Annotated in this window: 13 protein-coding genes; 6 read left to right on the forward strand and 7 right to left on the reverse strand. The window is 62.4% G+C overall.

The genetic code is table 11. The features are described 5' to 3' along the window. Nucleotides 1-33: 33 nt before the first annotated feature. From bioD to bioB, 5 genes are all read right to left on the reverse strand, one after another. Nucleotides 34-714: a dethiobiotin synthase gene (gene bioD, locus MRY17_RS23690; RefSeq protein WP_243352953.1), complete on the reverse strand. Its 681-nt coding sequence runs from the start codon at nucleotides 712-714 to the stop codon at nucleotides 34-36. Beyond that, nucleotides 711-1,523: a malonyl-ACP O-methyltransferase BioC gene (bioC, locus tag MRY17_RS23695; protein WP_191956547.1), complete on the reverse strand. Its 813-nt coding sequence runs from the start codon at nucleotides 1,521-1,523 to the stop codon at nucleotides 711-713. The genes bioD and bioC overlap by 4 nt, the downstream gene beginning before the upstream one ends. Next, the gene (locus tag MRY17_RS23700) at nucleotides 1,516-2,247 is read right to left on the reverse strand and encodes an alpha/beta fold hydrolase (RefSeq protein WP_243352954.1); all 732 of its coding nucleotides are present in this window, start codon (nucleotides 2,245-2,247) and stop codon (nucleotides 1,516-1,518) included. The genes bioC and MRY17_RS23700 overlap by 8 nt, the downstream gene beginning before the upstream one ends. Continuing rightward, nucleotides 2,240-3,421 (reverse strand): 8-amino-7-oxononanoate synthase, encoded by a 1,182-nt coding sequence (bioF, locus tag MRY17_RS23705; RefSeq protein ID WP_243352955.1) that lies wholly within the window; start codon nucleotides 3,419-3,421, stop codon nucleotides 2,240-2,242. Before bioF ends, MRY17_RS23700 begins: the two co-directional genes overlap by 8 nt. Nucleotides 3,422-3,564: 143 nt before the next feature. After that, complete coding sequence (gene bioB, locus MRY17_RS23710) at nucleotides 3,565-4,623, reverse strand: biotin synthase BioB (protein ID WP_191953029.1); 1,059 nt, start codon at nucleotides 4,621-4,623, stop codon at nucleotides 3,565-3,567. A gap of 92 nt (nucleotides 4,624-4,715) precedes the next feature. Between bioB and MRY17_RS23715 the strand changes: the two genes are divergently transcribed. The 5 genes from MRY17_RS23715 (at nucleotide 4,716) to rarD (ending at nucleotide 10,457) form a co-directional block, all read left to right on the forward strand. Further along, complete coding sequence (locus tag MRY17_RS23715; RefSeq protein ID WP_243352956.1) at nucleotides 4,716-5,453, forward strand: ComF family protein; 738 nt, start codon at nucleotides 4,716-4,718, stop codon at nucleotides 5,451-5,453. Nucleotides 5,454-5,510: 57 nt separating this feature from the next. Then, complete coding sequence (locus MRY17_RS23720; protein ID WP_191956542.1) at nucleotides 5,511-6,275, forward strand: TOBE domain-containing protein; 765 nt, start codon at nucleotides 5,511-5,513, stop codon at nucleotides 6,273-6,275. A 79-nt stretch (nucleotides 6,276-6,354) separates the two neighbouring features. Continuing rightward, nucleotides 6,355-8,253 carry a PhoX family protein gene (locus MRY17_RS23725; protein ID WP_243352957.1) on the forward strand — a complete coding sequence of 633 codons (1,899 nt, stop codon included), beginning with the start codon at nucleotides 6,355-6,357 and terminating at the stop codon, nucleotides 8,251-8,253. A 161-nt stretch (nucleotides 8,254-8,414) separates the two neighbouring features. Beyond that, nucleotides 8,415-9,389 carry a serine/threonine protein kinase gene (locus tag MRY17_RS23730; protein ID WP_191953033.1) on the forward strand — a complete coding sequence of 325 codons (975 nt, stop codon included), beginning with the start codon at nucleotides 8,415-8,417 and terminating at the stop codon, nucleotides 9,387-9,389. A gap of 183 nt (nucleotides 9,390-9,572) precedes the next feature. Further along, the gene (gene rarD, locus MRY17_RS23735) at nucleotides 9,573-10,457 is read left to right on the forward strand and encodes an EamA family transporter RarD (protein ID WP_181284387.1); all 885 of its coding nucleotides are present in this window, start codon (nucleotides 9,573-9,575) and stop codon (nucleotides 10,455-10,457) included. 111 nt (nucleotides 10,458-10,568) lie between these two features. On the opposite strand, the gene MRY17_RS23740 is transcribed toward rarD, so the two are convergent. Further along, nucleotides 10,569-11,081, reverse strand: coding sequence for a glycine cleavage system protein R (locus MRY17_RS23740; protein ID WP_191953035.1), 513 nt, complete (start codon nucleotides 11,079-11,081; stop codon nucleotides 10,569-10,571). A gap of 363 nt (nucleotides 11,082-11,444) precedes the next feature. On the opposite strand from MRY17_RS23740, the gene MRY17_RS23745 reads away from it, so the two are divergent. Further along, entirely contained in the window at nucleotides 11,445-13,622 is a 2,178-nt protein-coding gene (locus MRY17_RS23745) for a malate synthase G (RefSeq protein WP_243352958.1), read from the forward strand. A 163-nt stretch (nucleotides 13,623-13,785) separates the two neighbouring features. On the opposite strand, the gene MRY17_RS23750 is transcribed toward MRY17_RS23745, so the two are convergent. Further along, nucleotides 13,786-14,232: a response regulator gene (locus tag MRY17_RS23750; protein WP_124425223.1), complete on the reverse strand. Its 447-nt coding sequence runs from the start codon at nucleotides 14,230-14,232 to the stop codon at nucleotides 13,786-13,788. Nucleotides 14,233-14,375: the final 143 nt, after the last annotated feature.

Here is a 14,375-nt window from a genome sequence, read left to right on the forward strand (position 1 = left end):
ACTAATGGCACATTGCCTAAGCGATAGCCAAAATCAGTCAAGCAGGTCCATCTCCAGGTACGCGGCCACCGCAGCTGCCCCGGCATGCTTGAGCTTCGGTACCCGCCCAAGGCAGGGCGCCGGCAAACGCTCGGCCAGGGTGGCGAGGTTCTCTTCCAGACGAGAGGTCTTCGGGTCGATGATATTGGCCACCCAACCGGCCAGCGGCAATCCATCGCGTGCGATTGCTTCGGCGGTGAGCAACGCATGGCTGATACACCCCAGGCGCACGCCTACCACCAGAATCACCGGTAGCTTGAGCGCAATGGCCAGGTCCGACAGGTTGGCTTGATCGGCCAGGGGCACGCGCCATCCGCCCGCGCCTTCGATCAAGGTGAAGTCGGCCTTGTGCGCAAGAATCCGCTGCATCGGCTGGAGCAGCGATTGCACCGTCAGCGCGACGCCCGCCTCACGTGCCGCCAGATGCGGCGCAATCGCCGGTTCCAATGCCACCGGGTTGACCTCGGCATAGCTCAGCGGCAATGAACACTCGGCGAGCAGCGCCAGGGCATCGGCGTTGTGCAAGCCCTTGGGCGTGATCTGGCAGCCCGAGGCCACCGGCTTTCCCGCCGCCGTACTTTTACCCGCTTGGCGCGCGGCATGCAGCAGGCCGGCGGCGATGGTGGTCTTGCCCACATCGGTGTCGGTACCGGTGATGAAATAAGCGGCGCTCACAGCGGTTTCTCCAGTACGGCGTACACCACCTGATATGTGGCCGGCAGGCCCTGGGCCTGACGGAACTGCTCGTAGGCCTGGACCAATGCCGCAATTCGCGCGCGGCCGGTCAACCCGCCCGGGCGACCGGGATTGAGGTTATGTGCGCCCAAGGCTTTAAGCTCATGGGTCAGACTGCGCACGTCCGGGTAATGCAGGACATGGGGGCGCCGTTCCAGGCTGGTCACCCGAAAACCACTGACTGCACACAGCTGCTGATAGGCCTCGAAAGTGCGGAAACGGTTGACGTGAACCAGGCCATCCGCCGCGCGCCAGCTCTCGCGCAGCTCATCCAGCGTGCCCACGCACAGGCTGGCAAAGGCCAGCACACCGCCCGGTTGCAGCACGCGAAAGGCTTCACTGAGGACCGCATCGAAGTTCGCACACCACTGCACCGCCAGGCTGGAGAAGATCAGCTCAAAGCTGCCGGCCTTCAGCGGCAGGCGTTCCGCATCCCCCGCGATGAAGTGCTGCGCGCCGCCTGAAGGCCGCGCATGACCGAGCATGCCCTCGGCGATATCCAGCGCGGTGCCTTGGCTGGCAGGCAGCCGCTCTGCCAGTGCACGGCTGAAATAGCCCGTGCCGCAGCCCAGGTCGAGCCAGTGTTGTGGCGAAAGGCCCGCCGGTAATCGCGTGAGCAGGGCATGCCCCACCGCGCGCTGCAGCTCGGCCACGCTGTCGTAACTGGACGCGGCCCGGGAGAACGAAGCGGCCACCTGGCGCTTGTCGGGCAACGCGCCCGGCAGGTGAGGATGGGACAGATCAGTCATCGACGTACTCATGCAAAAAAGCCTGGATAGCCCCCGCTATACCGTGGGGGTCCTCCAGAAGAAAAGCGTGACCGGCCTGTTCGATCAGGCCGATTTCCACATCGGGCAGCAGTGCCAGCAAGTCACTGGCGGCTTCGGCGGGCACCAGCCCATCCTGACCGGCAAACAGGTGCAGTTGCGGCCCGCGAAAGGCCTGCAAGGCGGCGCGGGTGTCCAATTGGGCAAGCACTTCCAGGCCGGGCATCAACACGCTGGGCGAGGTATTCGGCGCCCCACTGACCAACAGGCGCGACAGCCCGCGCGGGTCAGCCGCGCCCTTGGCGCACAACAGGCCAAAGCGTTTAAGGGTGACCTGGGAGTCGGCATGGCAGCCGGCGAGGAACGCGTCGAATGTTTCAGCAGGCATGGCCTGCGGCCAACCGTCATGGGCGACGAAACACGGATTGCTTGCCAGGGTGAGCAAACCGCAGCAACGCTCCGCGCGTCGTGCCGCCAGCGCTGAGGCGAGCATGCCGCCCAGGGACCAGCCGCCGAGCCAGACATTGTCCGGCAGCGTGGCATCCAGTTCGTCGAGCCATTCGGTCAAGTCGCTGGAATCCAGGGCCGGCAGCGGTTCGATCTGCACGTGCAGGTGCTCATTCAAACCGCGCAACGCCGCAGCCAGCGGTTCCAGCGGTGATACACCCAGGCCCCAGCCGGGCAGCAATACCAGTCGATCACGCATGCTCGGGCTCCGTGCTGTTTAACAACCGGAAACACGCTTCCAACGCGTCTAACAATAGCTGCACCTGCGCTGCGCTGTGGGCCGCTGTCAACGTGACGCGCAAACGGGCGCTGCCGGCGGGCACGGTGGGCGGGCGGATCGCGGTCACCATCAACCCGCGCTCGCGCAGCATCTGCGACAGGCGCAAGACGCGCGCAGTGTCGCCCATCAGGATCGGCTGGATCGGTGTAAAGCTGTCCATCAACGTCAGGCCGATCTGCTCGGCGCCCTGGCGGAATTGGCGGATCAACCCGTTGAGGTGCTCGCGTCGCCAATGCTCGGTGCGCAGCAGCTCCAGGCTTTTGAGGGTGGCGCAGGCCAGCGCCGGCGGCTGGCTGGTGGTGTAGATGTACGGTCGGGCAAATTGAATCAGGCTTTCGATCAGTTCTTCACTGCCCGCCACAAAGGCACCGGCGGTGCCGAACGCTTTACCGAGCGTGCCGACCAATACCGGCACGTCTGCCTGGCTCAAGCCAAAATGCTCGACGATTCCCGCGCCGTTGGCCCCCAGCGGGCCGAAGCCGTGGGCGTCGTCCACCATCAACCAGGCGCCCCTGGCCTTGGCTTCACGGACCAGCGCGGGTAGATCGGCGAGGTCGCCGTCCATGCTGAATACGCCGTCGGTCACAACCAGCGCGTTACCCGTGGCTTTCTCCAGGCGCTTGGCCAGGCTCGCGGCGTCGTTATGCAGGTAGCGGGTAAAACGTGCCCCGGACAACAAACCGGCATCCAGCAATGACGCGTGGTTGAGACGATCTTCCAGCACGGTGTCGCCCTGTCCCACCAACGCAGTGACCGCGCCGAGGTTGGCCATGTAGCCGGTGGTGAACAGCAAAGCGCGCGGGCGCCCGGTCAGGTCGGCCAGGGCTTCTTCCAGTTCATGGTGCGGCGTGGCGTGACCCACCACCAGGTGCGACGCGCCACCACCCACGCCCCAGCGGGACGCACCTGTGCGCCAGGCCTCGATCACCTGCGGGTGGTTGGCAAGGCCCAGGTAGTCATTGTTGCAAAACGCGAGCAGCGGCTTGCCGTCCACCACCACTTCCGGGCCCTGGGGGCTTTCCAGCAAGGGGCGTTGACGGTAAAGGTGTTCGGCACGGCGGGCAGCGAGGCGCGCGGCGAGATCGAAAGACATGCAGGCCTCGATTCAGCAGGGTGTTCGCGGTTCAAAAGGTGGGAGGGGGCTTGCCCCCGATGGCGGTGGTTCAGTCATACAGATACTGGCTGAACTGCCCTCATCGGGGGCAAGCCCCCTCCCACATTTGGATTGCATTTCAATCAAACGGTGGCGGCGTTGTAGAACTGTTCGCTGCTCTTCTGTTCTACCAACGCTTGCTCGATCGCTGCCTGATGCACTTCGTCGGCGTGCTCTTCCCGCGCCTCCGGCAGAATCCCGAGGCGCGAGAACAATTGCATGTCCTTGTCCGCCTGCGGGTTGGCGGTGGTCAGCAGCTTGTCGCCATAGAAGATCGAGTTCGCGCCGGCAAAGAACGCCAGGGCCTGCATCTGCTCATTCATCGCCTCACGGCCAGCCGACAGGCGCACGTGGGATTGCGGCATCAGGATGCGCGCCACCGCCAGCATGCGGATAAAGTCGAACGGGTCGATGTCCTCGGCGTTTTCCAACGGCGTGCCGGCCACCTTGACCAGCATGTTGATCGGCACCGACTCCGGATGCTCCGGCAGGTTGGCCAATTGGATCAGCAGGTTGGCGCGGTCATCCAGGGACTCGCCCATGCCGAGGATGCCGCCGGAGCAGATCTTCATCCCCGACTCACGCACATAGGCCAGGGTTTGCAGGCGTTCGCTGTAGGTGCGCGTGGTGATGATGCTGCCGTAGAACTCCGGCGAGGTATCGAGGTTGTGGTTGTAGTAGTCGAGGCCGGCCTGGGCCAGGGCTTCGGTCTGGTCCTGGTCGAGGCGGCCCAGGGTCATGCAGGTTTCCAGGCCCATGGCTTTCACGCCCTTGACCATCTCCAGCACGTAGGGCATGTCTTTGGCCGATGGATGTTTCCAGGCGGCGCCCATGCAGAAACGCGTCGAGCCGATGGCCTTGGCGCGGGCGGCCTCTTCGAGGACCTTCTGCACTTCCATCAGCTTTTCTTTTTCCAGACCGGTGTTGTAGTGACCCGACTGCGGACAATATTTGCAATCTTCCGGGCAGGCGCCGGTTTTGATCGACAGCAGCGTGGACACCTGCACACGGTTGGCGTCGAAATGCGCGCGGTGCACGGTCTGCGCCTGAAACAACAGGTCATTGAACGGCTGCACGAACAGGGCTTTGACTTCGGCCAAAGACCAATCGTGACGCAGGGTGGCAGAGGTGCTGGCGCTCATGGGCGATTCCTTGATTATGCTTTGGCTAACGCTGCGGGAAGGGCAATACCCACAGGCACGACACGGATGCTCGGCATATTTAAGGAAGATTCATGCACTGTCAACCAAGCCACAACCATCAGGTTTACATCTGGTTAAAAAACATACAAACCTGTTTGATATGCGATGAACGCGCTGAAAGTATCGATTGTGTGTGCAACGCCTGCGAAACCGAGCTGCCGTGGCTGATGGAGCACTGTGAAGTCTGCGCCCTGCCCTTGCCCATGGACGGATTGGTCTGCGGCCAATGCCAGAAGCATCCGCCCGCATATCAACAAGTGATTGTGCCCTGGACCTATAGCTTCCCGGTGGACAGCCTGATCAGCCGGTTCAAGCATCAGGCGCGCTGGCCACTGGGGCACCTGCTGGGACGCTTGCTCGGGCGACTGCTGCAACATCGCTTCGAGAACGCCGAACTCACGCGACCCGATTGCCTGCTACCGGTGCCGATGCCCCCCAAGCGTCTGCGCCAGCGTGGCTATAACCAGGCCGTGATGCTGGCGCGTTGGCTCAGCACTGACCTGGGCATCCCCTGCGATGAGGATCTGTTATTACGTCCCCGGGAAACCATCGCACAACAAGACCTCGACGCCAAAACGCGCAAGCGCAACCTGCTCAATGCCTTCGCCCTGGCACCCGGTGCCCGGGTGCAGGGTCGGCATCTGGCGCTGGTGGACGACGTGCTGACCACCGGTGCCACCGTCCACAGCCTGGCGCGGCTGTTGATGAAGGCCGGTGCGCGTCAGGTCGATGTGTATTGCCTGGCCCGCACGCCCAAACCCGGCACATGACTTGACTCCCGGGCCGCCGGGCGGCAACGTCCGCTCATTCCAGCCAGGCGTATCCCCATGTCCCTGCCCTCTCCGCTCAGCCAGCACATCATCCGCCGCCCTCAGCGTATCGCGTTGCTGGCGCATATCGCCGAGCAGGGTTCCATCACCCGCGCCGCCAAAAGTGCCGGGTTGAGCTACAAAGCCACATGGGACGCCATTGATGAACTGAACAACCTGGCGCAAACGCCGCTGGTGGAGCGCAGCGTCGGCGGCAAAGGCGGTGGCGGCGCCAGGCTGACCCGCGAAGGTGAACGCGTGCTGCGCCTTTATCAGCGCCTGCAAGCCTTGCAGGCCGAAGTGCTCGCCACCGACGAAGCGGCCCGCGACTTCAATCTGCTGGGCCGCCTGATGCTGCGCACGAGTGCGCGCAATCAACTGCACGGCCAGGTCAGCATCATTGAGCGCCAGGGGCGCAATGACCGGGTGCGCCTGGAACTGGCGGGCGGCCTGTGTCTGGATGCACATATCACGCACGACAGCACGCAACGCCTGGAGCTGGAGCCCGGCGTGGAAGTGGTTGCGCTGATCAAGGCCGGCTGGCTGGAATTGGTGGCCATCGGGCAAGCCGCAACACTTGGACACAATTGCCTGAGCGGTGTGATCGAGACGGTCCTAGACGCCGAAGACGGCCCCAGCGAAGTCCGTATCGGCCTGCCCAACGGTCAGGTGCTGTGCGCCCTGGCGCAGCCCGCCGTGCTGAGCGCACTCAACGCCGCGCCTGGCCAGCCGATCCAGGTGCAATTCGCCCCCGGCCAGGTATTGCTTGGCACGCCGGTGTAGCCGGCACCCGCCATCAAACTGCAACAATTTCGTCACGCGCGCTCCTTAAGGTATCTGCAAAAACCGTAGGGAGCCTGACATGAGCTTATTAGAAGAAAACCAAGCCACCGACCTCGAACAGATGGTCGGCCTTACCCGCCGGCGCTTTATCGGTGCCGGCGCCCTGTGCGGCGCGGCGATGTTTCTGGGCGGCAACCTGCTCAGCCGCAGCGCCCTGGCCGTGAACGCCGCCTCCGCCAGCCCGTTGCTCGGCTTTACCGGCATCGCCGCCGCCACCAGTGACACCATCACCCTGCCGCCCGGCTACAGCGCCTCGGTGCTGATCAGCTGGGGCCAGCCATTGAGCAAACAGGCACCGGCCTTCGACCCCTCCGGCAACGGCACGGCCAAGGCCCAGGAACAGCAGTTCGGCGACAACAATGACGGCATGAGCCTGTTTCCCTTCCCCGGCGACGACAACCGCGCCTTGATGGCCATCAACAACGAATACACCAACTACCGCTACCTCTACGCCCACGGCGGCGCGCCGCAATCGGCCGAAGATGTGCGCAAGGCCCTGGCCAGCGAAGGCGTGTCGGTGATCGAGATACAACGCAAGGGCGACAACTGGCAGTTCGTCCAGGACTCGCGCTACAACCGGCGTATCCACGGCAACACGCCGATCCGCCTGAGCGGCCCCGCCGCCGGCCACGACTGGCTGAAAACCAGCGCCGACAACACCGGCAAAAACGCCTTGGGCACCTTTCAGAACTGCGCCAACGGCAAGACCCCGTGGGGCACTTATCTGACCTGCGAAGAGAACTTCACCGACTGCTTCGGCAGCAGCAACCCCCAGCAGGTCTTCGATGCCGGGCAGAAACGCTACGGCGCGGTCGCGGCCAGCAAAGACATCAACTGGCACCCGCACGACCCGCGCTTTGACCTGGCCAGGAACCCCAACGAACTCAACCGTCACGGCTGGGTAGTGGAAATCGACCCGTTCGACCCGCAATCCACCCCGGTCAAGCGCACCGCCCTGGGCCGTTTCAAGCACGAAAACGCGGCCCTGGCCGAGACCCGCGACGGGCGCGCGGTGGTGTACATGGGCGATGATGAACGTGGCGAATTCATCTACAAGTTCGTCAGCCGCGATCCGATCAACCACGACAACCCGAAGGCCAACAAGGACTTGCTCGATCACGGCACCTTGTACGTGGCGATCTTCGACGCGGGCAATGGCGATGCCGATCATCCCAAGGGCAAAGGCCAATGGGTCGAACTCACCCACGGCAAGAACGGCATCGACGCCAGCAGCGGGTTCGCCAGCCAGGCCGAAGTGCTGATTCATGCGCGCCTGGCCGCCAGCGTGGTGAAAGCCACGCGCATGGACCGCCCGGAATGGATCGTGGTCAGCCCCATCGACGGCCAGGTCTATTGCACCCTGACAAACAACGCCAAGCGCGGCGAAGACGGCCAGCCGGTGGGCGGGCCCAACCCGCGTGAGAAGAACGTCTATGGCCAGATCCTGCGCTGGAAAGCCGACGCCGATAACCACGGCGCCACGGACTTCACCTGGGACCTGTTCGTCGTCGCCGGCAACCCCGGTGTACACGCAGGCTCGCCGAAGGGCGGCTCGTCCAACATCAACCCGCAGAACATGTTCAACAGCCCGGACGGCCTGGGTTTCGACAAGGCCGGCCGCCTGTGGATCCTCACCGACGGCGACTACAGCAACGCGGGCGACTTCGCCGGCATGGGCAATAACCAGATGCTGTGCGCCGACCCGAGCACCGGTGAAATCCGCCGCTTCATGGTCGGGCCGGTGGCGTGCGAAGTCACCGGGATCAGCTTTTCGCCGGATCAGAAAACCCTGTTTGTGGGTATTCAGCATCCGGGTGAAACTGGCGGTTCGACCTGGCCGGAGCATCTGCCCAATGGCAAGCCGCGTTCATCGGTGATGGCGATTCGGCGCGATGATGGTGGGATCGTCGGCGCCTGACAGGGCCTCATCGGGGGCAAGCCCCCTCCCACATTTGGAATGCATTCCCCTGTGGGAGGGGGCTTGCCCCCGATAGCGATCCCACAGTCGCCCCCTATCTCAAGCCTGCTGGGTTACCATACCCGGCCGGACGCGGCGACCTGCTGCGCGCAGGAGTTCGCATGGCCCACCCGTTTGAAACACTCACCCCTGACCTGGTCCTCGACGCCGTCGAAAGCATTGGTTTTCTCAGCGATGCGCGCATTTTGGCGCTCAACAGCTACGAAAACCGCGTGTATCAGGTGGGCATCGAAGATTCCGAACCCCTGATCGCCAAGTTCTACCGGCCCCAGCGCTGGACCAACGAAGCGATCCTGGAAGAACACCGCTTCACCTTCGAACTAGCTGAATGCGACGTGCCGGTGGTTGCCCCGTTGATCCACAACGGCGAAAGCCTGTTCGAGCACCAGGGCTTTCGCTTTACCCTGTTTCCACGCCGTGGCGGCCGCGCGCCGGAGCCGGGCAACCTCGACCAGCTCTATCGCCTCGGACAACTGCTCGGCCGTTTGCACGCCGTGGGTTCCACCCGCCCGTTCGAACACCGCGAAGCCCTCGGCGTGAAGAACTTCGGTCACGATTCCCTGACCACCCTGCTTGAAGGCAACTTCATACCCAAAAGCCTGCTGCCGGCCTACGAGTCCGTGGCCCGCGACCTGCTCAAGCGCGTGGAAGAGGTCTACAAGGCCACCCCGCACACGAACATCCGCATGCACGGCGACTGCCACCCCGGCAACATGATGTGCCGCGACGAGATGTTCCACATCGTCGACCTGGATGACTGCCGCATGGGCCCGGCGGTGCAGGACCTATGGATGATGCTGGCCGGCGATCGCCAGGAATGCCTGGGCCAGTTGTCGGAGTTGATGGACGGTTATCAGGAATTCCACGACTTCGACCCACGGGAACTGGCCCTGATCGAACCCTTGCGCGCCCTGCGCCTGATGCACTACAGCGCCTGGCTGGCACGGCGCTGGGACGACCCGGCATTTCCCCACAGCTTCCCGTGGTTTGGCAGCGAGCGCTATTGGGGCGATCAGGTGCTGGCGTTGCGTGAACAGCTGTCGGCCCTCAACGAAGAACCGCTGAAACTCTTCTGACTGTTGTGCTGTATGTGGGAGGGGGCTTGCCCCCGAAGGCGGCCTGTCAGCTGATACATAGGGGCGACTGATACTCCGCTATCGGGGGCAAGCCCCCTCCCACATAAAAGCAAAGCGGGGCCCCACGCATGGACAAATATCCTTACAATCGCGCTTTGTAAGCTGCCTGAGCAAGGATTCCGCATGCACGCCGCCAACCCCCGCAAGGGGTACATTCTGGGCCTGAGCGCCTATGTCATCTGGGGCCTTTTTCCGCTCTACTTCAAAGCCATTGCCAGTGTGCCCGCCGCTGAGATCATCGTGCATCGCGTGCTGTGGTCGGCGTTGTTTGGTGGCTTGCTGTTGATGGTGTGGAAACACCCTGGCTGGTTTCGCGAGCTTCGCGACAATCCCAGGCGCCTGGCGATCCTGGCCCTCAGCGGTTCGTTGATCGCGGCCAACTGGCTGACGTATGTATGGTCGGTCAACACCGGGCGCATGCTGGAAGCGAGCCTGGGTTACTACATCAACCCGCTGGTCAACGTACTGCTGGGGATGTTGCTGCTCGGCGAGCGCCTGCGCCGCCTGCAATGGGTTGCGGTCGTCCTGGCGGCGGTCGGTGTGGCGCAACAGGTGTGGCAAGTCGGCAGTTTGCCGTGGGTATCGCTGGTACTGGCGCTGACCTTTGGCTTCTACGGGCTGATCCGTAAACAGGCGCCGGTCAAAGCCCTGCCGGGGCTGGTGGTGGAAACCTGGATGCTGGTCCCGATTGCCATCGCGTGGTTGCTGTTCAACCCGACAGCCCACAGCGCACAGATGGAATTCTGGGGCACCTCCGAGGCCTGGTGGCTGGTGGCCGCTGGCCCGGTGACGCTGATCCCGCTGGTCTGTTTCAACGCCGCCGCGCGGCATCTGCCTTACACAGCCCTGGGCTTTTTGCAGTACGTAGCGCCCACATTGGTGCTGTTGGAGGCCGTGCTGCTGTTCGGCGAGCATCTGGCGCCCAGCACGCTGACCGCCTTCGCCTTTATCTGGGCAGGCCTGGTGGTGTACAGCGTGGACATCTGGCTGAGCGTGCGCAAACGCTGATCAAAAAACGCTCAAACCCCTGCAAGCCATAATCGGCCTGGCTTGCGGGCATCCGCCCCAAGGTTATCCACAGGCCCATGCAAGATTTCCATGCATAACCCTCAGGCGTGGTCACTCTTCGTTGCGCAGTTCCACCATCAGATCATCCGCCAGGGTTTCCAGGGACGCCTGCAACGTCTCCAGGGACAAGGTTGACGGCACCTGCAACAAGGCCTCGGCGTTGAACAGCGGATCGCCGCTCATCGGGGCCGGGCGCACGTCGGTGCTCAAGCGCTCCAGGTTGACGCCTTGCTTGCTCAGCAGCGCAGTGATCTCGCGCACAATGCCCGAGCGGTCATTGCCCACCAGGGTCATCACAATTGATTTGCAAGCCAATGCCTGGCCGGAACTGCCCTCGCCCACCAGCACACGAATGCCGTGCGTGGATAAATCCTCCAGCGCCCCCACCAGTTCCTGACGGTTTTCTGCAGGAACGCTGACGCGCAGGATGCCGGCAAACTGTCCGGCCATATGGGCCATGCGGCTTTCCAGCCAGTTGCCACCGTGGGCGGCAATGTTGTGCGCGATGCGCTCAACCAGGCCGGGTTTGTCGGCGGCGATAATTGTGAGTACAAGATGGTCCATGGCGAAATACCTCGGGTGCGATTCCTGTAGGAGCGAGCTTGCTCGCGAAGGTCGTCAACGATAACGCGAAAAAACTGACACCAGCGGTGATCTCAGGTTTTTCGCGAGCAAGCTTGCTTCTACAAGGTGGACGCACGGTGGCTCGAAAACAAATCGTGTACCATTTTTATATTTATCTGGAACAATCCAATAGTTTTTTGAGAACATCCGGTTCTCCGCTGTGACCGGTCGACCAAAGTGGGTCGCTAAACGACGTATTTAGTCTAATTTTCACAACCGCAAGTCATCATGTAGTATGCCAAACCGTGCACTACATAATGAAAATCTGAAACAGCGCATAAGCTCCGCAGAGTGAGGCAAGAGATGACTGAACACGTTCAAGTCGGTGGCCTGCAGGTCGCCAAAGTCCTGTTCGACTTCGTGAACAACGAAGCCATTCCCGGTACCGGCATCACGGCCGACCAGTTCTGGGCCGGCGTTGATCAGGTCATTCACGATCTGGCACCGAAGAACAAAGCCCTGCTCGCCAAACGCGACGATTTCCAGGCGCGCATCGATACCTGGCACCAGACCCACGCCGGCCAGGCCCATGACCCGGTGGCCTACAAAGCCTTCCTGCAAGACATCGGATACCTGCTGCCAGAAGCCGCAGACTTCCAGGCCTCGACCCAAAACGTCGACGACGAAATCGCACGCATGGCCGGCCCTCAGCTGGTGGTGCCGGTGATGAACGCCCGCTTCGCTCTCAACGCTTCGAATGCGCGCTGGGGTTCGCTGTATGACGCGCTGTATGGCACCGACGCCATCAGCGAGGCCGACGGCGCGGAAAAGGGCAAGGGCTACAACAAAGTGCGCGGCGACAAGGTCATTGCCTTCGCCCGCGCCTTCCTCGATGAAGCCGCGCCGCTCAGCGCCGGCAGCCACGTCGACTCCACCGGTTACAAGATTGTCGACGGCAAGCTGATCGTCAGCCTCAAGGGCGGCAGCAACAGCGGCCTGCGTGACGACGCTCAGTTGATCGGCTTCCAGGGCCCCGCGGCCGAGCCGATTGCGATCCTGTTCAAGCACAACGGCCTGCACTTCGAACTGCAGATCGACGCCGGCACCCCGGTCGGCCAGACTGACGCCGCCGGCGTCAAAGACGTGCTGGTGGAAGCTGCGCTGACCACCATCATGGACTGCGAAGACTCCGTCGCCGCCGTGGATGCCGACGACAAAGTGGTGATCTACCGCAACTGGCTCGGCCTGATGAAGGGTGACCTGGCCGAAGAAGTGGCCAAGGGCGGCAAGACCTTTACCCGCACCATGAACCCTGATCGCGTCTACACCGGCATCGACGGTAACGACGTCACCCTGCACGGCCGCTCGCTGTTATTCGTGCGCAACGTTGGTCACTTGATGACCATCGACGCGATCCTCGATAAACACGGTAACGACGTGCCGGAAGGCATCCTCGACGGCCTGCTCACCAGCCTGGCGGCGATCCACAGCCTCAACGGCAACAGCACGCGCAAGAACAGCCGTACCGGCTCGGTGTACATCGTCAAGCCGAAGATGCATGGCCCCGAAGAAGCGGCATTCACCAACGAGCTGTTCGGCCGCATCGAAGACGTGTTGAACCTGCCGCGTAACACATTGAAAGTCGGGATCATGGACGAGGAGCGCCGTACCACGGTCAACCTCAAGGCCTGTATCAAGGCGGCCAGCGAGCGCGTGGTGTTTATCAACACCGGCTTCCTCGACCGCACCGGCGACGAAATCCATACCTCCATGGAAGCCGGCGCGATGGTGCGCAAAGCCGCCATGAAATCCGAGAAGTGGATCGGCGCCTATGAAAACTGGAACGTCGATATCGGCTTGAGCACCGGCCTGCAAGGACGTGCGCAAATCGGCAAAGGCATGTGGGCGATGCCCGACCTGATGGCCGCAATGCTCGAACAGAAAATCGCCCATCCGCTGGCCGGCGCCAACACCGCCTGGGTACCGTCGCCAACGGCGGCTGCACTGCATGCGTTGCACTACCACAAGGTCGACGTGTTCGCCCGCCAGGCCGAGTTGGCCCAGCGCGAACGCGCTTCGGTGGATGACATCCTGACAATTCCTCTGGCCGGCAACACCGACTGGTCCGAAGAAGAAATCCGCAACGAACTGGACAACAACGCCCAGGGCATTCTTGGCTATGTGGTGCGCTGGATCGACCAGGGCGTCGGTTGTTCGAAAGTGCCGGACATCAACGATGTGGGCCTGATGGAAGACCGCGCCACCCTGCGCATCTCCAGCCAGCACATCGCCAACTGGTTGCGCCATGGCATCGTCAACGAAGCCCAAGTGATGGAAAGCCTCAAGCGCATGGCGCCGGTGGTGGACCGCCAGAATGCCGGTGATGCGTTGTACCGCCCGCTGGCGCCGGATTTCGACAGCAACATCGCGTTCCAGGCGGCGGTGGAGTTGGTGATTGAAGGGACCAAGCAGCCTAATGGCTATACCGAGCCGGTGTTGCATCGCCGGCGTCGGGAGTTCAAGGCTAAGAACGGCCTGTAAATGAAAAAAGCCCTGATTCGTGAGATCAGGGCTTTTTATTTGCGGTTGTGCTGGCTGGACTGGCGCTATCGGGGGCAAGCCCCCTCCCACACTTTGATTTGTGAACACATTCAAATGTGGGAGGGGGCTTGCCCCCGATGAGGCCGGAACATTCAATAAGGAATCAGGCATCCATCCCCAACTCCCGCTTCACCAGCTTCGCCAACTTCACGCTATCAATCGGCTTGAGCAAAAAGTCCACCACGCTCAAATGCATCGCATCAATCACATCCGGCGCTTCGGCATCCCCTGACATGATGATGATCGGCAACGCCGCACGGGTGGATTCGCGCACCTGGCGGATCAACTGCAAACCGTTGCTCGGTGCCATGCGCAAATCGGTGATCAGCAAACCGATAGAGCTGTGCGACTTCAACAACTCCCACGCCTTCTCCCCGCTGTCCGCCGTCATGCAGCGAATGCCGTCCAGCCCCAGGATTTCCGCCAGCAGTTCACGCGCATCCTTGTCGTCGTCCACGATCAACACGCGTTGTGGCGGTAAATCAGGCTCCAGCATCACGGCGCTCAGCGCCTCGCGCTCGGCATCACTCAAAATATCGTGGTCGGACATACGTTTCTCAGCAATTCTTATCAAATCTCCCAGCACTCGTCAGACATCTGCGGAAGGGCGAACAATGTGCACTTCGTCGGAAAGTTTGCCTAGTGGGCGTTCTACGGGCCTTGGACGATAGTCATGTAAGGTTTTTCCTTAGT

The sequence above is a fragment of the Pseudomonas orientalis genome (assembly GCF_022807995.1).
Classification (GTDB): Bacteria; Pseudomonadota; Gammaproteobacteria; order Pseudomonadales; family Pseudomonadaceae; genus Aquipseudomonas; species Aquipseudomonas orientalis_B.

Bases quoted from the DNA above. Each gene is read 5' to 3' on its own strand.
- bioC (WP_191956547.1), bottom strand. From the start codon at position 1,523: ATGACTGATCTGTCCCATCCTCACCTGCCGGGCGCGTTGCCCGACAAG.
- MRY17_RS23700 (WP_243352954.1), bottom strand. From the start codon at position 2,247: ATGCGTGATCGACTGGTATTGCTGCCCGGCTGGGGCCTGGGTGTATCA.
- bioF (WP_243352955.1), bottom strand. From the start codon at position 3,421: ATGTCTTTCGATCTCGCCGCGCGCCTCGCTGCCCGCCGTGCCGAACAC.
- bioB (WP_191953029.1), bottom strand. From the start codon at position 4,623: ATGAGCGCCAGCACCTCTGCCACCCTGCGTCACGATTGGTCTTTGGCC.
- MRY17_RS23715 (WP_243352956.1), top strand. From the start codon at position 4,716: ATGCACTGTCAACCAAGCCACAACCATCAGGTTTACATCTGGTTAAAA.
- MRY17_RS23720 (WP_191956542.1), top strand. From the start codon at position 5,511: ATGTCCCTGCCCTCTCCGCTCAGCCAGCACATCATCCGCCGCCCTCAG.
- MRY17_RS23725 (WP_243352957.1), top strand. From the start codon at position 6,355: ATGAGCTTATTAGAAGAAAACCAAGCCACCGACCTCGAACAGATGGTC.
- MRY17_RS23730 (WP_191953033.1), top strand. From the start codon at position 8,415: ATGGCCCACCCGTTTGAAACACTCACCCCTGACCTGGTCCTCGACGCC.
- rarD (WP_181284387.1), top strand. From the start codon at position 9,573: ATGCACGCCGCCAACCCCCGCAAGGGGTACATTCTGGGCCTGAGCGCC.
- MRY17_RS23740 (WP_191953035.1), bottom strand. From the start codon at position 11,081: ATGGACCATCTTGTACTCACAATTATCGCCGCCGACAAACCCGGCCTG.
- MRY17_RS23745 (WP_243352958.1), top strand. From the start codon at position 11,445: ATGACTGAACACGTTCAAGTCGGTGGCCTGCAGGTCGCCAAAGTCCTG.
- MRY17_RS23750 (WP_124425223.1), bottom strand. From the start codon at position 14,232: ATGTCCGACCACGATATTTTGAGTGATGCCGAGCGCGAGGCGCTGAGC.